At 62.1% G+C, this 20851-nt stretch carries 18 protein-coding genes; 11 read left to right on the top strand and 7 right to left on the bottom strand.

All coding sequences use genetic code 11. The features are described 5' to 3' along the window. Positions 1-4: 4 nt before the first annotated feature. The 3 genes from fepB to AC2ETI_RS10935 all read left to right on the top strand — a co-directional run bounded on the left by fepB (position 5) and on the right by AC2ETI_RS10935 (position 3084). Entirely contained in the window at positions 5-1000 is a 996-nt protein-coding gene (fepB, locus tag AC2ETI_RS10945) for a Fe2+-enterobactin ABC transporter substrate-binding protein (protein WP_047889107.1), read from the top strand. A gap of 111 nt (positions 1001-1111) precedes the next feature. Further along, positions 1112-2425 carry a sensor histidine kinase gene (locus AC2ETI_RS10940; RefSeq protein ID WP_223257921.1) on the top strand — a complete coding sequence of 438 codons (1314 nt, stop codon included), beginning with the start codon at positions 1112-1114 and terminating at the stop codon, positions 2423-2425. Next, the gene (locus tag AC2ETI_RS10935; protein ID WP_019747064.1) at positions 2422-3084 is read left to right on the top strand and encodes a response regulator transcription factor; all 663 of its coding nucleotides are present in this window, start codon (positions 2422-2424) and stop codon (positions 3082-3084) included. Before AC2ETI_RS10940 ends, AC2ETI_RS10935 begins: the two co-directional genes overlap by 4 nt. 96 nt (positions 3085-3180) lie before the next feature. On the opposite strand, the gene AC2ETI_RS10930 is transcribed toward AC2ETI_RS10935, so the two are convergent. Then, complete coding sequence (locus AC2ETI_RS10930; protein WP_030534668.1) at positions 3181-4113, bottom strand: tyrosine-protein phosphatase; 933 nt, start codon at positions 4111-4113, stop codon at positions 3181-3183. Positions 4114-4363: 250 nt separating this feature from the next. Between AC2ETI_RS10930 and AC2ETI_RS10925 the strand changes: the two genes are divergently transcribed. The 3 genes from AC2ETI_RS10925 (at position 4364) to AC2ETI_RS10915 (ending at position 8558) form a co-directional block, all read left to right on the top strand. Continuing rightward, a complete protein-coding gene (locus tag AC2ETI_RS10925) occupies positions 4364-5398 on the top strand; it encodes an ABC transporter substrate-binding protein (protein ID WP_020906369.1) in 1035 nt (344 codons plus the stop codon). A gap of 155 nt (positions 5399-5553) precedes the next feature. Continuing rightward, a complete protein-coding gene (locus tag AC2ETI_RS10920; protein WP_019747067.1) occupies positions 5554-6447 on the top strand; it encodes a phosphoribosylaminoimidazolesuccinocarboxamide synthase in 894 nt (297 codons plus the stop codon). Further along, on the top strand, positions 6444-8558 hold the full coding sequence (locus AC2ETI_RS10915) for a S9 family peptidase (RefSeq protein WP_019747068.1): 2115 nt from the start codon (positions 6444-6446) through the stop codon (positions 8556-8558). Before AC2ETI_RS10920 ends, AC2ETI_RS10915 begins: the two co-directional genes overlap by 4 nt. A 12-nt stretch (positions 8559-8570) precedes the next feature. Here AC2ETI_RS10915 and AC2ETI_RS10910 read toward each other — a convergent pair whose 3' ends face one another. Then, positions 8571-9260: a response regulator gene (locus AC2ETI_RS10910; protein WP_003945570.1), complete on the bottom strand. Its 690-nt coding sequence runs from the start codon at positions 9258-9260 to the stop codon at positions 8571-8573. After that, positions 9257-10843: a sensor histidine kinase gene (locus AC2ETI_RS10905; RefSeq protein ID WP_019747069.1), complete on the bottom strand. Its 1587-nt coding sequence runs from the start codon at positions 10841-10843 to the stop codon at positions 9257-9259. The genes AC2ETI_RS10910 and AC2ETI_RS10905 overlap by 4 nt, the downstream gene beginning before the upstream one ends. A gap of 119 nt (positions 10844-10962) precedes the next feature. Here AC2ETI_RS10905 and AC2ETI_RS10900 point away from each other — a divergent pair, with 119 nt between their 5' ends. Continuing rightward, a complete protein-coding gene (locus AC2ETI_RS10900; RefSeq protein WP_003945501.1) occupies positions 10963-12375 on the top strand; it encodes a C4-dicarboxylate transporter DctA in 1413 nt (470 codons plus the stop codon). A gap of 131 nt (positions 12376-12506) precedes the next feature. Here the strand turns inward: AC2ETI_RS10900 and AC2ETI_RS10895 are convergent, their stop codons facing one another. From AC2ETI_RS10895 to AC2ETI_RS10885, 3 genes are all read right to left on the bottom strand, one after another. After that, positions 12507-13730: an acyl-CoA dehydrogenase family protein gene (locus tag AC2ETI_RS10895; RefSeq protein WP_019747070.1), complete on the bottom strand. Its 1224-nt coding sequence runs from the start codon at positions 13728-13730 to the stop codon at positions 12507-12509. Further along, positions 13727-15004: an acyl-CoA dehydrogenase family protein gene (locus AC2ETI_RS10890; protein WP_020906373.1), complete on the bottom strand. Its 1278-nt coding sequence runs from the start codon at positions 15002-15004 to the stop codon at positions 13727-13729. The genes AC2ETI_RS10895 and AC2ETI_RS10890 overlap by 4 nt, the downstream gene beginning before the upstream one ends. A gap of 125 nt (positions 15005-15129) precedes the next feature. Then, positions 15130-16116, bottom strand: a complete 987-nt coding sequence (locus AC2ETI_RS10885) for a sucrase ferredoxin (protein ID WP_483633898.1) — start codon at positions 16114-16116, stop codon at positions 15130-15132. A gap of 122 nt (positions 16117-16238) precedes the next feature. On the opposite strand from AC2ETI_RS10885, the gene AC2ETI_RS10880 reads away from it, so the two are divergent. The 4 genes from AC2ETI_RS10880 (at position 16239) to AC2ETI_RS10865 (ending at position 20137) form a co-directional block, all read left to right on the top strand. Continuing rightward, positions 16239-17177 (top strand): ABC transporter substrate-binding protein, encoded by a 939-nt coding sequence (locus tag AC2ETI_RS10880; protein ID WP_483633897.1) that lies wholly within the window; start codon positions 16239-16241, stop codon positions 17175-17177. Positions 17178-17223: 46 nt separating this feature from the next. Then, a complete protein-coding gene (locus AC2ETI_RS10875) occupies positions 17224-17721 on the top strand; it encodes a glutathione peroxidase (protein WP_003945816.1) in 498 nt (165 codons plus the stop codon). A gap of 123 nt (positions 17722-17844) precedes the next feature. Further along, the gene (locus tag AC2ETI_RS10870) at positions 17845-18549 is read left to right on the top strand and encodes a DUF2334 domain-containing protein (protein WP_019747074.1); all 705 of its coding nucleotides are present in this window, start codon (positions 17845-17847) and stop codon (positions 18547-18549) included. Between the two features lie 226 nt (positions 18550-18775). Next, entirely contained in the window at positions 18776-20137 is a 1362-nt protein-coding gene (locus tag AC2ETI_RS10865; protein ID WP_030534664.1) for an Ig-like domain-containing protein, read from the top strand. An 8-nt stretch (positions 20138-20145) separates the two neighbouring features. On the opposite strand, the gene AC2ETI_RS10860 is transcribed toward AC2ETI_RS10865, so the two are convergent. Further along, complete coding sequence (locus AC2ETI_RS10860; protein ID WP_029254557.1) at positions 20146-20793, bottom strand: MBL fold metallo-hydrolase; 648 nt, start codon at positions 20791-20793, stop codon at positions 20146-20148. Between the last annotated feature and the right edge of the window lie 58 nt (positions 20794-20851).

Below are 20851 nucleotides of genomic sequence, written 5' to 3'. Positions count from 1 at the left end.
CACAATGAAAAAATCGCGCGCCTTGAAGGTGCTCTCCGCAGTCTTGGTGGCAGGGTTCGCTCTCGCCGGATGTAGTTCTGCGGATGCCGATTCCGGTGCTGATTCGGCTGCATCGCAGGGTAATTGGCCCCGCACGGTGGAAACGTCGAAGGGGCCGGTGGAGATCACGTCGAAGCCGGAGAGGATCGTCTCGACCAGTGTGACGCTGACGGGCACACTGTTGTCGATCGATGCTCCGGTGGTGGCTACCGCATCGACGGGACCGAATACCGACGTATCGGATGCGCAGGGGTTGTTCACACAGTGGGGCGACATAGCTCGAGAACGTGGACTCGCAGTGCTGCCGATGGGCGGCGCGAACGCAGAATCCGTTCTGGCCCAGAACCCGGACCTCATCGTCGTCTCGGCGACTGGAGGTGACTCCGTCGTCGATCTGTACGAACAGTTCACGGCCATCGCTCCGACAATAGTGGTGGACTACGGCGGAAGTAGTTGGCAGGAAGTGGCCGCCGTGCTGGGTGAAGCGACAGGTCTCGAAGACAACGCAGCGGCCACGGTCGCGAAATTCGACAGCGCAGTAGAGGCAGCGAAGGCCGAGATCACACTTCCCCCGCAGCCGACCACCGCGCTCGTCTACTACGAGGACGGCAGCGGCGCCAATATCTGGACGCACGAGTCCGGGCAGGCGAAGTTGCTCACGGCGATGGGTTTCACGGTCGCCGACATTCCCGAGTCTGCGAAGAGCAGTGAATCCATGGGTAAGCGCAAGGACATCATTCAGGTCTCGGCCGAGAACCTCTACGACGGTATCGCGGGCAACACCCTGATCCTGGTCAGCGCCGACGACGGTGCGGTGAAAGCGGTCGAGGCACTTCCCCTGTTGGCGCAGCATCCGGCAATTCGTGATCACCATGTCTATGCCGTGGGGCTCGATACCTTCCGTCTCGACTACTACAGCGCAACCAACATGGTGAACCGGTTGGTCGAGCAGTTCGGCTGATCCATAAGTACTAGTGCTTTCACCCCGAACTAGTCCTTTGGTTGTAGTCGAGAATCGAACATTCCCTTCACGTTCGTCGAATGTGGGACCAAGTGGTGCGCGCATGCCACCATGAACGTCAATCATCGGATGCGGAATGGGGAGTGGATGTTCGACTCGGCTGGTCAGAATGTCTCGGGGCAAGCCCTGGCATCGCGAGGGTGGGGACGTTTCAACCTGAACAACCCGGCCACGGCGGCCGTGATCGTCGGCCTGCTGAGTGTGCCGTGGGTGTTCGGTCTCGCCAGTCTCAAGACTGAACCCGAGACGAGCAATCGAGTGCTGAGCGATCCGGGAACCGTCGTCGGCATCATGGGTTTCCTGACGGTGTTGACCGTTGTGGCGTGTGCGCGCCGGCGGTACCCGATCGCGTACTACCTCCTGACGTTGGCGGGATCCGGCGGATTGATGCTCTTCCTCGGCAGTCGATCGCTGGGGGCCACGCCGCTTTTCTGGTTCGCGATCATGGCAGTGTCCATCCGGGTGAGCGGCATGCGTCTGGTCGGACTGCTGGTCCTCGGAATGGCGATGGACGTGATCTTGGCGATGTATCTCACCGAGCGGGACGGGCTGACGGTCGCAGAGGTTCAGGTGGGGGAGTTGCCCCACCTGTTCCTCGAGCCGGCGGCAAACACCGTCACGAGTTTTCTGGTCGTCGCCGCCATGGGAAAGATAGTCGCGCGTCTGCGAAAGCAAGCAATGGAGAACAGTCAGGCGGTAGCGGATCTGCACCGGGACCGCGAACGCAAGATCGCGAATGCCGTTGTCGCCGAACGGCAGGACATGGCACGTGAGTTGCACGACGTCGCGGCTCACCACATGACCGGCATGATCATCCAGGCCCGTGCCGCCGACAAGTTCTTCTCGAGCAATCCCGAACAAGCGCAAGCCCTCCTGGGCGGCGTCATCGAGCAGGGGCAGCGGGCCCTCAACAGCTTGCGGCAGATCGTGGGGATCCTCCGTCTGGGTGAGGAAGACCCCGATTTCCCGACGCCCATGGTCTCCGACATCGACGAGTTGGTGGACGACTGCAGGCGCACCATCTCGTCGATCTCGCTCGAGAAGGTCGGCCGCTTCGACGACCTGGACAGTGGAGTCCAGTTGACGTGCTACCGCATCGTCCAGGAGGCGTTGTCGAACGTCCTTCGCCATGCGCCGGGTAGCGAGTCCAAGGTATGTCTGAGCCGAGAAGCCGGTGCGGTGAGAGTCCGGGTGATCAATACGCTCGGGAATGCTCGTCCGTCCTCCGACGGGCAAAACCTCGGAATTGTGGGAATGCGCGAACGCGCGACGCTCATGGGTGGTCAACTGGACGCCGGACCGAATTCGGAAGGTGAGTGGGCTGTGCAGGCACTGGTGCCGGTGAACGGGAGGATCAACGCATGATCGATGTCCTTATTGCAGACGACCAGCAGGTGGTACGGCAGGGGTTCGAACTGTTTCTCTCCGGTCACCCCGAGATTCGCGTCGTCGGGCATGCCAAGACGGGAGTCGAGGCGTACGAGCAGGTGCGTGCACTGCGTCCGGACGTCGTACTGATGGATATCCGAATGCCTCACGGTGACGGGTTGACCGCGACCAGGGAGGTCCTTGCCGAGTTTCCGGCGACCCGCGTCGTCGTGATCACCACGTTCGATCTCGACGAGTACGTTTTCGAGGCGCTCGACAGTGGCGCCGCAGGGTTCCTGCTCAAAGACGCCGATCCAGAGGAGCTCTCGTCGGCAGTGCTGACCGTGGCCGAGGGTGGTTCGGTGCTCTCTCCGAGATTGACGTCGAGACTGATCGTGGAGTTCGCGAGGCGCAAACCGGCACCGATGTCCACGGCGCGCTCCGGATCGGATCACGGTCTCAGCGCGCGTGAAATGGATGTGGTGCAGTTGCTGTCACAAGGCTTGGGAAACAACGACATCGCAGATTCCCTCAGCCTCGAGCAGAGCACGGTGAAGTCGCACATCAGCAACATCTGCAAGAAGCTGCAGGTGCGCACCCGTGTGCAGATCGTCATCTGGGCGTACCGAAACAACGTGATCGCCGTATCGCGCTGACGCACGTGACGCTGCGGCGCATCCGGCACGGCACGGGCAGAGAAATTCCACGTGCCCGGGTTCGACCCCTCGTCGAACCCGGGGCAGCTGGATCGCTCAGCCCAGCAGTTTGGCTTTGAGCGTCATGACGGTCGCCGGACTCAGACCCAAGCCCTCGGTCAGGTAACGATCGACCGACCCGTAGGTCAGGTCCAACTGGGCGAGGCCGGCATCGAGATAGCTTGCCTCGACACCCAACAGGGGCTCCATGTTGACGGCCATCTGTTCGCCCAGGCTCGCCGCGATACCCGCACGCGTGGCCTTCATGCCTTCGGCTGTGTATTCGTTGGTCAGCAAGTAGTCATTCATGATCACTGAGCGGTCGACACCGGCGATGCTCAGCAGCAGAAACGACGTCCAGCCGGTGCGGTCTTTACCTGCAGTGCAATGGAAGACCTGTGCGCCTTCGGTTTCCGCGAGGCCCGTGAGCAACTGTGCGAACCCGGCTCGCTCCGTCGCTCCGGTGACGAAGGCGCGGTTCATGTCCTGCATCATCGATCGTGAGTCCTCGGGGGACTTGATCTTCGCGACCATCTCGGCGATGTTCCCGGACAGGATCGGAATGTTCTCGTACGCAACCCCGTCGGGCAGGACATCCGGCTTGCTGGCGATCTCGGGTTCCGTGCGCAGATCGTAAACCTTTGTCAGTCCCAGCTTTTCGAGAATGCTCATGTCATCGCCCTTGGGCGTGATCGCGTTCGCGCGGTAGAAGACTCCCTTGTTCACGGGCAGACCGAGAGTTCCCGAGTATCCGGCGCCGGTGCCTGCGACGTCGCGGAAATTGTCGATCCCGGTCAGCCGCGGAGCATCTGGGGTTTGCTCGGCACTGCCGAAGTTGCTGGATCCGAAATCCAGTGAGCCGAACTGTGGAGCCGAGGGGGCAGGTTCGGCGTGCGCGATCGAGGCGCCGAAACCGGTGATGAGAAAGCTGCTGGTCAACGCAATGGCCGCGGCAGACCGTAGCGAGCACGTGCGCGTGGATCGGGACATGTGTGAACCCTTCGTCGAGCGGAGAGAGTGGCTGGTCGATGAGGTATCGCGAAGGCAAGGTAGCGAGTTCACGTGTCCGATTCGAGAGGAATCTTGCTTTGCTCCCTCTCAGTGGGAGGCGTGCTGCTGTGAGCGTGAGTGACTCGGGAGGCGCAGTTCATTCCTCGAGACCTGTGTTTGTGTAAAGGTCCAGTGCCCTGATATTGGTTAGCCTCACCAAATCAATTCCGGAGCAGTCCGGTGCGTTCAGATGGAGTTCAACATGCGGGTTCAAGGTCTGTCGTGGTTTCGCCGCGCAGTGGTGATCGGCGCAGCAGCTGCGCTGGCGGTCGGCGTCGCCGGCTGCAGCAACTCCGAGGAGGCGTCGTCCGAATCGTCGACGACAGCCGCGAGCTCGCAGACCCGTGTCTTCGAGGCACAGAACGGATCCATCGAGATCCCGAGCGACCCGCAGCGGATCGTGGCCTGCGGATACGCAGTTCTGCCGCTGATTCAGGCGGGAGCGAACCTGGCAGCAGTATGTGAGTGGACCCGTGAACTCGGCAACATGGACGACAAGACCAAGGCCGCTTACGAAGCTCTGCCGAAGGTCGCGCCCGACGGCAACGTCTCCCAGCTCAACTACGAGGGAATCGTCGCTGCCGAGCCCGATCTGATCATCATGGGTGTTCCCGCTCGTGTCGAAAGCCAGCTGGACATGGCGCAGCTCAAGGCGGCCGCTCCCGTCGTCTTCCTGGGACCGACGGTTCCTGCTGATTGGCGAGTGCTGGGCGAGCAGTTCGCCGATGCCGCGAATGTCTCCGACACCTACGGCGAGTTCAAGGACGACTACGACGCCAAAACCGCCGAACTGGCCGCGAAGTACAAGGACAAGCTCGGCTCGTTGACCTTCGGCGGCGTGTGCAACGTCTGCAAGCCCGAGGCCGGCACCTTCTCACGCGAGTACGCGTCTTCGTACACGACCAATCTCTTCGACGGACTCGGACTGCAGTTCCCCGGCACCCCCGCAGACCCCGCCGACATCCACGTCGAACAGGTATCCATCGAGAAGATCGGCGAAAATCTCGGAAATGTCGACGTGATCGTCTACGGCCTCAACGCCGATGGCTCGATGTCTCCGCAGTTGCAGGAGCTGGTCAATTCCGAGCTGTGGAAGGAATTGCCCGCAGTGAAGGCCGGCAACGTCGTCCAGGTCCAGCATTCGTTGGCCGCGACCTATCAGACGGCTCTTCTGACGCTGGATTCGATCGACGAGGGCCTGTCGAAGCTGCCCGCAAACCAGTAGTTCATCGACTGTGACGGTGGCCTCTCGCCTGCTGGCGAGGGGCCACCTGCATATCCGGATGAGCAGGGCGGACAGCTCTCCGAACGGCGAGGACGCTCACCTGTCCCGGCTACCGGGGTTCTGTACGAACTGCGAACGCCCGATAGGGTGACCGGGTGCGTCCTACACTTGATTCCTACACTCATCTGGCCGGTGGCAAGGTCCGTGACCTTTACACGATCGACGACGAGCATCTGCTGCTTGTCGCGAGTGATCGGATCTCGGCCTACGACCACGTGCTCAGCACGCCGATCCCGGACAAGGGTCGCGTGCTCACCGCGATGAGCGTGTTCTTCTTCAACGTCCTCGGTGGCACCAACCACCTGGCCGGCGAGCCCGACGACGATCGCATCCCGGAAGAGGTTCTCGGCCGCGCTCTCGTGGTGCGCTCCCTCGACATGGTTCCCGTCGAATGCGTCGTTCGTGGCTTCCTCACCGGCTCCGGCCTGGTCGACTACAACAACACCGGCGCAGTGTGCGGCGTCGCGTTGCCCGAGGGCCTCGTCGAGGCGTCGCGGCTGCCCGACCCCATCTTCACCCCGGCGTCCAAGGCAGCTCTCGGGGATCACGACGAGAACATCAGCTTCGATCAGGTAGTGGAGAAGGTCGGCCAGAAGCTGGCAGTGCAGCTTCGCGAGGACACTCTCGACGTTTATGCCCGCGCCTCCAACTTCGCGGCCGATCGCGGAATCATCCTTGCCGACACCAAGCTCGAATTCGGTCTCGACTCCGGTGGAAACCTCGTGCTCGCCGACGAGGTGCTCACCCCCGACTCGTCGCGCTACTGGCCTCTCGAAGGCTACGAAGCGGGCAAGGTGCAGCCCAGTTTCGACAAGCAGTTCGTGCGCGACTGGCTCACGAGCCCCGAATCCGGCTGGGACCGTAGCTCGGACACGACACCGCCGCCGTTGCCGCAGGAGATCGTCGACGCGACTCGGGCACGCTACATCGAGGCGTACGAGCGCATTTCCGGTCTGTCCTTCGACGATTGGGTCGGTCCCAGCGCATGAGCCTGATCCCGCCGGTCGCAAAGAAGGTCCCCGCCGAACGTACCCATCACGGACACACGTTCGTCGATGACTACGAGTGGCTGCGGGACAAGGACAACGCCGAGGTCGTCGCATACCTCGAAGCCGAAAACGCGTACACCGACGAGCAGACGGCCGCGCTCGAGCCGTTGCGCGAGAAGATCTTCCAGGAGATCAAGTCGCGGACGCAGGAAACCGACATGTCGGTGCCCACTCGCATGGGTAAGTGGTGGTACTACTCGCGCAGCGTGGAAGGCAAGTCGTACACCGTCCAGTGCCGGTGCCCCATCGCCGGTGAAGACGACTGGACTCCGCCCAACCTGACGCCCGGCGTCGAGCTGGCCGGCGAGCAGATCCTCATGGACGGCAACGTCGAAGCCGAAGGGCACGAGTTCTTTTCGCTCGGCGCGTTCTCCATCAGCGAGGACGGCACGTTGCTCGCGTACTCGGTGGACATCGTCGGCGACGAGCGGTACACCTTGCGGTTCAAGAACCTCGAGACCGGTGAGATGCTCGCCGACGAGATTCCCGATACCGCGCCTGGCGCCACCTGGGCGATCGACCACAGTCACGTCTTCTACATGACGGTCGACGATTCCTGGCGTCCGGACACCGTGTGGCGTCACAAGCTGGGAACGCCGCAGAGTCAAGATGTTTCGGTGTTCCACGAGCCTGACGAGCGGTACTGGGTTTCGGTGGGGTCTACCCGCAGTGAGAAGTACCTGATGATCTGGGTCGGTTCCAAGGTGACCAGCGAAGGCTGGATGCTGGAATCGGCGAACCCGGAAGGCGACTTCCGCGTCATCATCCCGCGTCGCGAGGGCGTCGAGTACGGCGCTGAACACGCGGTGATCGGGGGAGAGGACCGCTTCCTGATCCTCCACAACGACGTCGTGGACGGAGTCAAGGCCGAGAACTTCGTGTTGGTGGAAGCTCCTGTGTCGGATCCGACAAACATGACGACGCTGATCGAGCACAGCGCAGACGTTCGTCTGGAAGAAGCCGAAGCTTTTGCCGGACACCTCGTCCTGAGCTACCGCCGCGAGGCGCTCACTCGGGTTGCCGTGTGGCCGTTGACGGATGACGGCTACGGCGAGCGTCACGAAATCGACTTCGACGAAGAACTCTTCAGCATCGGTATGGGGTCCAACCCGGAATGGGCGCAGCCCACCATCCGACTCGGCTTCACGTCGTTCATCACTCCCGGGCAGGTGTACGACTACTACGTCGCCAGTGGTGAACTGGCACTGCGCAAGTCGCAGCCTGTTCTCGGTGACTTCGATGCGAGTAATTACGAGCAGCGTCGCGACTGGGCAGTGGCCGACGACGGAACCCGCATTCCGCTCTCGATCGTGAGGCGCGTAGGTGCGCCGGAAGGTCCCGCGCCGCTGCTGTTGTACGGCTACGGTTCCTACGAGGCGAGCATCGACCCGTCGTTCTCGGTTGCCCGCTTGTCGTTGCTCGATCGCGGCGTCGTCTTCGTGGTCGCACACGTGCGCGGCGGCGGCGAGATGGGTCGTCACTGGTACGAAAACGGCAAGACGCTCACGAAGAAGAATACCTTCACCGATTTTGTCTCGTGCGCAAAGCATTTGATCGACACCGGTGTCACGGCGGCCGATCGGATGGTTGCCGACGGCGGTAGTGCGGGTGGATTGCTGATGGGGGCTGTCGCCAATCTCGCTCCGGAACTGTTTGCCGGCATTCTCGCCAATGTTCCGTTTGTCGACCCGCTGACGTCGATTCTCGATCCGTCGCTACCGTTGACGGTCATCGAGTGGGACGAATGGGGAGATCCGCTGCACAACAAGGACGTCTACGACTACATGCGCTCGTACAGCCCGTACGAGAACGTGGAAGCCAAGGACTATCCCGCCATTCTTGCGATCACGAGCATCAACGACACCCGCGTTCTGTACGTGGAGCCGGCCAAGTGGGTCGCGAAACTGCGCGCCACGAAGACCGGTGATGCTCCGCTACTTCTCAAGACCGAGATGAGCGCCGGACACGGCGGTGTCAGCGGTCGGTACGAGAAGTGGAAAGAGGTCGCATTCGAGTTCGCCTGGGTTCTCGACACGGTTGGCGCAAACTAGATTCTGTGTCAATCAGGTTCTGCGGTAACGAACCTGAGGGCGCCCAGCGCGCCCGTACTCGGTCTCCCGGGTGAGCATGCCGTCGTCTGCCAGCTTTTCCAGGTAGCGCCAGGCCGTCACCCGGGACACGCCGACCGATGCTGCCACCTCTGCAGCGGTCACGGGTCCCTCAGAATCCCGGACAGACGCTGCGACGAGTCCGAGCGTTTGAGATGCAAAGCCTTTCGGCGCCGCTGCTCGATCGTCGGACGTTCGTAGTGCGGACATCGCGCGGTCGATGTCGTGTTGACTGACCGCAGACTCTCCAGCGGGAAGTGCTGCGCGATATTCGAGGTAGCGCTCGAGCTTGTCGCGGAATGCTGCGAAAGTGAACGGCTTGAGAAGATAGAGGACGATCCCGCGAGCCACGGCGCTTCGGACCACCTCCAGATCGCGCGCCGAGGTAACCGCGATGATGTCAGGACTGGGCCGCAACCCGCCCAGGGCGGAGGCCACGTCGAGACCGCTGGCGTCGGGCAACCCGATGTCGAGCAGGACCAGGTCGATGGGCTGGTCGGTGGCATTGGCCGCCGTAACTGCACGCACGGCGGCGTTCCCGGAATGAACCACGCCGTGGACCACGAATTCCGGCACACGCTCGACGTAGGAACGGTGTGCCTGCGCGATCAACGGTTCGTCGTCGACTATCAGTACACGGATCATCGCGGTGCTTCCGCCTCGCGCAGCGGGATACGGACAACCAGCATGGAGCCCATCGCCGGCTCGCTGGTGAGCGTGCCGCCGTGCCGTTTCACAACTTGAGAGACCAGTGCGAGACCGAGTCCGCGAGAGCCGGATTTTGTGGAGTAGCCACGGCCCTTGGCCTTTTCGAGTGCTTCGGGTGTCATTCCCGGGCCGCTGTCGGCGACGGCAACAACCATCATCGAATCCTCTTCCATTACCGTCACTTCCACCCACGGAGACTCGCTCGCGCGCGATGCGTCAATAGCATTGTCCACGAGATTGCCGACCAGCGTGACCAACTCGCGTGCATTGAGCGAAGGAACCGGACCGAGCGCGGTGTCTTCCGTGATGGTCAGGTCGACCCCGCGTTCGGTCGCTTCGCTCATTTTCCCGAGCAGTAGTGCGGCCAGCGCCGGCTCGTGGACCGCATTCATCAGACGATCGATCAGCTGTTGGGACACCCGCAATTCGTTGGTGGCGAAGGCCACTGCGTCCTCGTTTCGCCCCAACTCGACCATCGTGATGATCGTGTGCAGACGATTTGCGCTCTCGTGGGCTTGCGATCGAAGCGACTCGGCAAAACTACGTACCGAATCCAATTCCCCGAGTACGTTCTGAAGTTCGGTGTGATCGCGAATTGTCAGCACGGTGCCAATTCTGTTGCCCTCCCACTCAACCGGGTGTTGGTTGACCACCAGCACACGCTTGTCGGTGAGGTGCACTTGATCCTTCGCGGGAGAGGCGTCGTCGACCCGCATGGTCTCGGGGATGGATGAAAGTGGCACGGGTCCGTCCGGTAGATCGAGGAGGCGACGTGCTTCGTCGTTGACGATGTCCACTCTCGCGTCTTTGCTTCGGCCTTGCCCGATCACCACCAAACCCTCACCGATGCTGTGCAGTACGGCGTCGTGGTGCTCGTACATGGTGCGCAGTTCGTCCGGAGCCATTCCCAGGGTCTGTCGCCTGATGCGTCGGCTCACCAGAAGTGAACTCAGGAGGGCGGCAAGAAGACCGCCGCCGGCAACGAACAGGATGACCGGAACACTTTGGGCGAACTGCTTGCTGATCTGCTCGCGGGTGACACCGGCAGAAACCAGACCGACCAGGGTTCCGCCGGAATCGTAGACAGGAGTGACTGCGCGGATCGACGGCCCCAGCGACCCGGCGTACGTCTCCGTGAAGGTCACGCCGGCGAGTGCGCGGTCAATGTTTCCGTTGAACAGTTGACCGATCAGCTCCGGGCTCGTGTGGGTGAATCGAGTGCGATCCGGCGCCATCACCACGATGAAATCGACGCCGGTTGCCTGTCGTATTTTCTCGGTCTGTGGTTGCAGAATCGCGGTCGGGTCCGGGCTCGTCAGGGCTGCCGCCGTCGAATCCGACAGGGCGAGAGTCTGCGCTATCGAGCTCACCTGCCTGCGGATCGCGTCGTCGCTGTCTCGGCGTTCGTCGACAACTGCGAGCGCGGCCCCCACGCCGATGACCAGCGCCAACAACGCCAATTGCAGGAGCAGGATCTGCCTGGCGACGCTCATACGTCGGCCGGTCTTTCGTTCGACCATCGAGCGCCTCCTGAACGTAATGAACACAAACTTCCGGGCCCACCTGTTTGCAACAAGAATTCTCCACGACTCGAAGTGATCCCGATCACTTCACAGATATCCGATCCAAAGGACACCCCATGAGCAGCACGGCAACAGGGACAGTAGACGGTTCCCCACAGCCCGAGGGCACCAAGGCAAAGCGCGACAAGACGCATTGGCTCTACATGAGCGTCATCGTCGCGGTTATCGGCGGCATCCTCGTCGGTTGGCTCGCACCCGAGTTCGGTAAGTCCGTCGGTGTACTCGGCACGTTGTTCGTCAGCCTGATCAAGATGATGATCAGCCCGGTCATCTTCTGCACCATCGTGCTCGGCATCGGCTCGGTTCGAGCTGCGGCCAAGGTCGGCAAGGTCGGCGGCCTCGCACTCGCCTACTTCATCGGGATGTCCACCATCGCACTCGCGATCGGCCTGGGCGTCGGCAACCTGCTCAACCCGGGCAGTGGCCTGAACATCACGCCCAACGCGGCCTCCGTGGCCAAGCTTGCAGATCAGGCCCACAGCGCGGGCGGTACCTGGGACTTCATCGCGTCCATCATTCCGACGTCGATGCTGTCCTCCCTCACCGCCGGCAGCGTGCTGCAGACTCTGTTCGTCGCCCTTCTGGTCGGCTTCGCGATCCAGTCGCTCGGCAAGTCGGGTGAGCCGATTCTCAAGGCCGTCGGATACATCCAGAAGCTCGTGTTCAAGATCCTGACGATGATTCTCTGGCTCGCCCCGATCGGTGCTTTCGGCGCCATCGCCAGCGTCGTCGGCCAGACCGGTTTGAACGCCGTCGTCCAGCTCGGAACCCTGATGATCGGCTTCTACCTGACCTGCCTGATCTTCGTCTTCGGTGTTCTCGGAACGCTGCTGCGCGCCGTCACCGGATTCAACATCTTCAAGCTGGTCAAGTACTTGGCCCGTGAGTACCTGCTCATCTTCGCCACGTCGTCCTCCGAATCGGCACTGCCGCGTCTGATCGCCAAGATGGAGCACGTAGGCGTCGAGCGCACCACGGTGGGCATCGTCGTTCCCACCGGCTACTCGTTCAACCTCGACGGCACCGCGATCTACCTGACGATGGCCTCGATCTTCATCGCCGACGCCATGGGACAGCCGCTCGCCTTCGGTGAACAGCTCTCGCTGCTGGTGTTCATGATCATCGCCTCCAAGGGCGCTGCGGGAGTCAGCGGCGCCGGTCTGGCCACGCTGGCCGGCGGACTTCAGAGCCATCGCCCCGAGCTTCTCGACGGCGTCGGACTCATCGTCGGAATCGACCGCTTCATGTCGGAAGCGCGAGCGATCACCAATTTCTCGGGCAATGCGGTCGCGACTCTCCTGGTCGGCGCGTGGACCAAGACGATCGACAAGGAACGCGTCATCGAGGTGCTCGACGGGAAGATTCCGTTCAACGAAGCCACGATGCTCGACGACGAGGACGAAGAAGAGCAGCACAAACTCGAAACGGCTCCGACCGGCACCAAGCAGTCATTTGTGAGCCATCACTAGATACTTCCGCTCTGCTGAACGTTTGACCGCACAGCAGGCGCGGAACCCGATCTACGATCAGTGATCCTGGTCGTAACGATGAAAGAGACCGCCGCACTAACCGTGCGACGGTCTCTTTCTGTTCGTGGGTGCTATGTGTACCAGGTGGGTTCGGGAATCTCGCCGGTCAGAAAACGACTACCGACTTCACGGCGCTTGTACGCGAGCGGATCGTGAAGGGTATGCGTCCGGATGTTGCGCCAGTAGATATCCAGGCCGACATCGTTGGACGTGGCTCTGGCACCGGTCAGTTCGAAGATCTTGTTGCTGATCTCCAAGGAGACGTCGGCGGCGCGAAGTTTTGCGGCCGCAATGCGTACGGCGAGGTCGCCGCGAGCCTGCTCGGTGAGGTTTTCGCGAGCGTCGTGGAGCACGGCGTCGGCCTCACGGCTGACCTGATCCACGAAGGCCTCCGCCGCCCACAGCTTCGATTGCAAGTCGCCGTAGCCCTCACGGAGGTACCACTCGTCGGTTGCGATTTCGCGGTTGTCACCGCCGTACGGCCATGGACGCGTACGGGTTCGGGTGTACTCGGCCGCAGTGTCCAGTGCGCCACGGGCGATCCCGAGGTAGAAGTTCGCGAACACGATCTCGATCGCGGGGAAGTTCAGGGTGTTGTAGACCAGAGGTTGGAATTCCTTGTCGACAAAGCCTGCCGCACTTGCCCAGTCGACCTCGACGTCATTGATCTCGACACTGCCCGAATCGGTGAGGCGCTGCCCGAGGTTGTCCCAATCGCCGCGGAAGACTATGCCGTCCTGAGCAGTCGGCACGATAGCGAACACATGCGTCGCAGTTCCGTCGATGATTCCTTCGAGCACCGTGAGGTCGGTGACTCGTCCGCCGGTGGAAAACGACTTCACACCGTTGAACACCAGGGTGTCTCCGCGGTCCACGACGGTGAGGTCCGTATCTCGAGGATTCACTGCGCCGCCGAAGAAGAATCGGTTGCTCGTGTACAGCTCCTCGACAGCGGAGATCTGCGGATCGGTTCCGACCAATCTGGCTGCCCATGCCCACAGGTAGTGATACCCGAGCAGTTGCCCGATGGAGCCGTCGGCGCGCGCGATCTCCCGAACCACCTTGTAGGCGGTCTCCCATCGCTGCCCACCGCCGCCGAACTCGATCGGACCCAGCAGTGTCACCAGACCACTGTCCTTGAGCAGCTGGACTTCTCGGAACGGTGGTTCGCCGGCTCGGTCGCGGGCGAGCGCGTCGACGGCAAGGACGTTGCTCACCTCGCGAGCGCGGTCGATCCAGCCTTCGGATGTGTCGGGAACGCCGACGAAGACTTCGGTTTCACTGGTCACGGTCATGCCTGTACATCCTTTTCGGTCGGTGCAGTCCCGATGGCCCACACGTAAATCGGTTCGGTTCCGTTGATTTCGTAGTCGCCGACAACTTTGGATTTGAAGACGACCGGATTATGACTGGCCACGGTGCGCGCGTTGCGCCAGAACCGATCGAGATCGAGGTCGCGGCTCACTCCGGAAGCGCCGAGTGCGTCGAAGATCTTGGCCGTGGCCGGAACGACGAGTCCGATCGAGGCGACCTGCCCTCGCCCCGAATCGATTTCGGCTGCGATGTTGGCGGCCTTCTCTTCCTCCGGCGAGCCGGAGAATGCAGCTTCGTATGCCCATTGGGACGACTGTGCTGCGTGCAGCGCCACGGCCTCGGCTGCAAAGGCAGCAGAGGACACCTCGCCGACAACTTGCTGGATCTGCGAATCCTGCGCGTATCTCGGAGCGTTGCCGTGACTGAAGGTTCGAGTACGAGAGGCGACTCGACGAGAGATCTCGGTTGTCGCAGCCTTGGCGATGCCGGCGAGAGTGGCGAGATGGAAAAGTTGGTAGAACGCTGTCTGGTACTTGAATCGCGTCGAGAAGTCGAAGATGTTCTCCGGCTGGACTATTGCGTTCTCGTAGACGGACGAGCCGGAGCCAGTCGTCTGCTGGCCGAACCCGTTCCAGTCGTCACTGTGTGTGACACCGGGTTGTCTCGCTTCGACTGCGGCGATCACGAATGCGCCGGTGTCGGTGCGCTGCGAGTACAGGTCGATCCAGTCGGCGAAAATGGAACCCGTGCTGTAGAACTTTGCCCCGTTCGCCAGGAAATGGTCGGCATCGGGTGCGGGCGAGACTTTGGTGTTGGCTTCGCCCAATGCAACGTCGCCGATTTCGGTCCACGCGTTGCCGACCAACTGTCCCTCCGCGAAGCGTCGGAGCCAGGTGTCACGCTCAGGCCCGGGGTCGGCGACCAGTCGGTCTTCGACAAACGCGAAATGACCGCGCAGTGCCTGGGTGATGTTGGAATCGGCGCTCGACAATTCGACTAGTAACCGGATCAATTGCGGGATGCTCGCGCCGGATCCACCGTGTGTTGTCGGCACCCGAACGGCGCCGAAGCCTGCTTTCTTGAGTGCGTCGATCTGTTGGAAGGGAAGCACGTGATCGCGTTCGCGTTCGACGACGGCTTGTGCGATGTCCGCGAAGATCGGACGGAATTTTGCTGCCAGTGTTTCGTAGTCGACCTCACTCTTGATCGGATCTGCAGACCGGGAAACGGCATTCGGCGTCAGTGCGGTGGTCATGGGAAGAATGCAAGCTGTAATCACCAGGGGCGTCGATCCTTCATCGCGACCTGATTCGAAGTGTTGTCAGTCCGCGCAAATCTCGGTTCGATGGCCTGCCGGGCAGTTCTACCGGAATCGAGTGGTCAGTGCGATTGCTCGTGAAGGTGTTCTACGTTCCATCCGTCCCATTCGACAGTTCCTCCGGAACCGCAATCGTGTCGGAACGGCTGCCCTGGAGAGCCGGGTCGAACGACCACGCGAAAGTCTCTCGCCTCCAATCGAAGATCGACAGTCGTATGTTCTCCGTCGACGCTCTCGGTGACGCTCTCGAGTGCGTCCGTCGCGACGATGCCGGTAACGCGTCGGACTGCGTGTTCGGCGGCCTGAGCTGCCTGTGACAGTGCCGCTCGGCCGCGCAGGTGCAGCAGCTCCAATTCTCCGGCTTGGTATTTTTCGGCTGCATCGATTGCGGAGTTGCCGTCCAGTCGGCTGAAATAGACTGCGGCGGGCCACGCAATCATGTTGGCCGCGAATCGATCTCCGCCGATGTGACTGCATTCCCACACATCTGCGATCTGTGCCGCGTTCAGCGCCGACACGACCGGGCGACCGAGTTCCGCGCAGCACGCATCCTTCTTTCCATGTGTGCAGACTGCGAAGAGCGGTTCCGTGCGGGAGCGGCCGAAGTCGGGTTCCACACCGGTGGCCATCGATTCGAACGGCAGTACCGACAGGTCCTCGTATCGGTCGACCGACCCTTCCCGCATCCACTGACGTGTGCCGTCCGTCCAGGCGAGTACGCACATCGGGGTGAGGACTCGGCGGTTGCGGGGCCGCCGGACCACCACGAGGCGGATACGACCCTGCGCTGCGTAGATTTTTTCGGTGAGTGCGACTGGGAGAACGTCGTCAGGAGCGGACGCCGGCCAGGGGCCGGGGTGCTCGATCAACACCCACAGATGTGTCGTTCCGGCGCGACCGACCATCGGTTCGCCGGCGGTCGACGACTGCCGTGTACAGGCGTGAGGGCGTCGACTGGTTTGCGGATTGGCGACAAATTCCGGAAAGCACTGCATAGATGCCTTCCCCAGGACACCGTCGCTGCAGGTGTGGCAGGGAAGGGAAGACATGATGAGGCTCCAGTCTCGTAGGTTAGGCTCACCAGACTATTGGATGGTGAATCCTTTGCTCAGCCGTGGTGAATGCGCGTGGCTGTGACGGTCGAAAGCAGTCGGTAACAGGAGTGTTGGGAATGAAACGCAGTAACTCGCGGGCGAAGTACGTGCTGGGTGGTTTTGTCCTCGCCGCCATCGTGGCAACGACAACGGCGTGTGGCAGTGACGACAAGACGGATACCGACAGTCAGTCCGCCGACACCGTGCACGCGGTCACCCATGCCCGCGGAACCACGGACGTACCGATGGATCCGCAGAGAGTTGTCGTGCTCGAGCCGGTTCAGCTCGACACGTCGGTAGCGCTGGGCGTGATTCCCGTGGGCACCGCGGTCCTCAGCGAGACGACCGGGGTTCCGGCGTACCTCGGTGAGAAGGCCGCGGAGATCGAGATGGTCGGCACCGTCGCGGCGCCGAACCTCGAGAAGATCGTCGCACTGAGCCCGGACCTGATCATCGGAACGGAATCGCGGCACGGTGATCTGTACGAGCAACTCGCTGCCATCGCGCCGACCGTCTACATGGCGACCCAGACCGATCCGTGGCAGGACAACGTCCAGTTCGTCGCAGAGGCGTTGAACAAGACCGATCAGGCAGGCGAACTGCTCGGTGACTACACGGCACGCTGCGAGGAAGTGGCGAGCAAACACAGCACCGAGGGCAAGACCGCTCAGCTCATCCGTCCACGCGACGACGTGCTGACGCTGTACGGACCAACGTCGTTTGCCGGAAGCACTCTCGAATGCGCGGGACTCACGATTCCCGCACGCGACTGGGAGAACTCGATCTCCGTCGACCTCTCCCCGGAATTCGTCTCCGGAGCCAACGCCGACCTCATCCTGGTCACCTCCGCGAAGCCAGCAGATCCCAGCACGATGCCGAAGGCCGTGGCGGACAACGCCGGATTCTTCCCGAACCCACATCTGGTCGACATGTCCTACTGGATCACGGGCGTCGGACCGCTCGGCGGCCTCACCGTTCTGGACGACCTCGATCGCATTCTCGGAGCATCGAAGTAGCAGTGGGCGAGAACTGGCAGTCGGCAAAAGTCGCTAAGTTGGACCTATGACAACTCCAGTACAGAACATCGCGATCAACACCCTCGGTGGCGTGCCCACCTCGTTGGGTGAATACGACGGCCGTGCCGTGCTCGTGGTCAACGTGGCATCCAAGTGTGGACTGACCCCGCAGTACTCGGCGCTCGAGAAGCTGGCCAGCGAGTACGCCGATCGCGGTCTGACCGTGATCGGCATCCCGTGCAACCAGTTCATGGGGCAGGAACCGGGTACCGCCGAAGAGATCGAGACGTTCTGCTCCACTACCTACGGCGTCACGTTCCCGCTCCTCGAGAAGATCGAGGTGAACGGCGAGAACCAGCATCCGCTGTACGCCGAACTCACCAAGGCTGCCGACGCCGAAGGCGCTGCGGGCGACATCCAGTGGAACTTCGAGAAGTTCTTGATCGGACCGGACGGCACCGTCGTCAACCGCTTCCGTCCGCGGACCGAACCTGACGCTCCCGAGGTTGTCGCCGCCATCGAAGCCGCGCTTCCCAAGAATTAGTAGCCGCGCTTCCCAAGAATTAGTAGCTGCGCTTCCGAAGAATTAGTAGCTGTGCTGAAAACTGCCGCCGGATGATCATCCGGCGGCAGTGTGCTGTTCACCCACAGCTGCCAGTATCGGAGTATGTCCGCAGAACTGATCGTGTCGGTATCCGGAATCAGAGACGAGACATGTTATCTCGCTGCCGGATTCGCAGACGAGATGGACGCTCGAGGTGTCCGCCTGTCGCTCCTGGTGGCGCCGCGACTGAAGGACAAATATCGACTGGCCGACGACGCGGTGACGACGGCCTGGCTGCGTGAGCGTCGTGAGCACGGCGACGCCATCGTTCTGCACGGCTACGACCAGGCCGCGACCAAGCGTCGTCGAGCCGAGTTCGCCACTCTGTCGAAGCACGAAGCAAAACTGCGACTACTCGCTGCGGATCGGGTTCTCGAGCATGCAGGCCTTCGGACCCGGGTGTTCGCACCGCCGCGCTGGGTGGCGTCGCCTGGTGCCATGTCGGTGTTGCCGGAGACCGGCTTTCGGACGATGGCAGGCCTCGGCGCAGTACACGATCTGACCCGTGGAACCTTGCAGCGGGGAAGGGTTTTCGGTATCGGCGAGGGCTTCAAGGCCGAGCCGTGGTGGTGTCGCGCATTGGTTCTCGGAGCCGGGCGCGCCGCCAAGCGTGGGGGACTGGTCAGATTGTCGATTACTGCCAAGCAGTTGGGAAACGAGGGCCCACGTCAGGCTGTTCTCGACGCTGTGGACCTCGCGCTTTTTCATGAGGCCACCTCGCAGGTATACCGATGGAACTCCCCGTCGCAGGAACTCGGCGCTGCCTGAATTCGGTCATTGGCAACTATTCGATAGCTGCGAGATGGTGTCGTGTGTCCGGGTTGCCCGAGCAGGCAGACTCTTCGCATTTATCCCGTTCCTTGCAGGCAGTAGGGCCGATTAGGTCAAAGTCGCATAAAGTGGACGTTGAATTCGAGTATGGCGTCGCCCAACCTTTTCGCTGCTACAGTGCGTGCAGTTAATCTGCCGCTAGTAGACGAAGTTGAGGTTCACCATGCGCGCACGAGGGTTCTCCAAGTCGGCCGAGGGTCTTGTCGCTCTGGCTGTGGGCGCAGTCGTCTGTGCTGCAATCGTCCCGGCAGTTGCGTCTGCCGCTCCGACCGGCGTGGTTCACACGCTGCCGACGGGCGGTGTCGACGGCGGTGCGAGCGAAGGCACCCGCACCGCATCTGTCGACGACGAAGGTGAGCAACTCACACTGCGGCTACACAAGATGAATCTGCGGGGATCCGACTTCTCGATGGCCGTACAGGAAAGCGGCGGCGAGCTGACCGATGTGGTGATCCCGGCGCCCCGTTCGTACATCGGCAGTGTGGAAGGGCAACCGGACGCAATCGTCTCGGCCATCGTCGACTCCGCCGGAACACTGCGCGGGCAGGTGATTTTCGATCGTGGTGCTTCGATCGAGTTCGTGGGATCCGACGTGGTCGGTCGCAGCACGGCGCCGATCGACGCAAAACCCAAGTGGCCGACCGCCTCTATCGCGTCGGCCTCGGCCGCAAGCGTCGGCAAGACGGTAAAGCAGTTCGTGGTGGGATTGGATCTCAGTGGCGAGTGGTACTCCGCGCACGGCGCAGGCAGTCCCGCCGTCGCTCTGGATCGGGCCGAGGAATCAATGGCCCGAACCGCTGCCATCTGGATCAGAGACGTCGGAATTCGGCCGATCCTGGGTCGGGTTGTCCTTCGGGCCGATGCCGCGAGTGACCCGTATTCGAGCAGTTGTGAAGACCTCGACCAGTTGGAAGGTCTGTGGTCCGATCAGGTCGGGACGAGCGTCGACCAGGCGACTGTCGTCTGCGCTTCCGGTGGCGGCAATGCCTACTACTCGAGGTTCGAACTCGATCACAGCTACGCGCAGGTCGGTGCCGAGCCCGATGGCAACTTCAGCCGCGTCCTCCGCCACGAGTTGGGCCACAACTTCTACGCCGACGACTATCACGGCGGCGGCGCCGAGGGATCGACCATCATGAACGGCAACGACCTCTCGCGCTTCGACGGCACCGAATTTGCTGCCATCGTCGATGCCGCGGACGTGGCCTCGGATCGACTCGACGACGTCGGTCGGTACACGGCAAGCCCGATCCCGCCGTACGCCGCACTCGACACCGCGCAGGTCCGCTCAGGTGGCACAGTCACCGTCGACGCCGTCGCGAATGATCATGACAGCAACGGAGATTCGATCAAGGTAACCGGGGTCGAGGCGACGTCACTTCTCGGTGGCGCCGTAAAGCTCGAAAACGGCGAAGTGGTGTTCGAGGCCGGAACGAAGACAGGCACCGACAGGATTCTCTACACACTCACCGACGCAGCAGGTGGGACGAGCACCGGCTGGATCATCGTCGATGTGAGTGCGTGAGGACTGAATCAGGCGACTTCGACGCTCGACTCCTCGCCGAGAACTCGGAACTCGGTACCGTCGGCAGCCATTTCCGAGTAGCGACCGTAGAAGATGCCTGTGGCTTCGTCGCGGATGATCGCTTGATGGATGGGAACCGCGACGCGCGGCGCTACCGCGCGGAGGTAGTCGATGGCCTCCGAGATCTTGAGCCACGGTGCGGCGGCGGGAAGGGCAAGAACGTCGACCTTCTGTTCGGGGACGTAGAGGGAATCGCCGGGATGCATGAACTGCGCCGGGTTGGTGGCGTCGCCGAGGAGGAACGCGGTGTTGTCGATCATCGGTAGGTCCGGATGGATGATCGCGTGCTCTCCGCCGGTTCCGGTCACCTCGACGTCGCCGATGCTGAACCGGTCGCCCGGCCGGACTCCCGTCCAGCGCCCACCGAGCTTCTCAGCCGTCTGCGGATCGCTGTACAGCACCGCGTCGGGGTTTGCTTCGGCCAGTTCGGGTAGGCGCGCCGGGTCGGCGTGATCGGGGTGTTGATGTGTCACGAGGATGGCGTCGAGGCCGGTGATGCCTTCGAATCCGTGCGAGAAGTTGCCGGGATCGAAGAGGATTTTCGATCCGTTCAACTCCACGAGCACACAGGAATGGCCAAAATGTGTCAGTCGCATGATTTCGAGTATGCGCCGCCCTGGAGTGACTCGCAGGCGGGTTTCGCGGGTGTTGGCC

Source organism: Rhodococcus sp. MurmanLake-1, assembly GCF_056945715.1.
The sequence above is the reverse complement of the archived record's forward strand: the minus strand, read 5'-3'. Positions and strand labels throughout refer to the sequence as shown.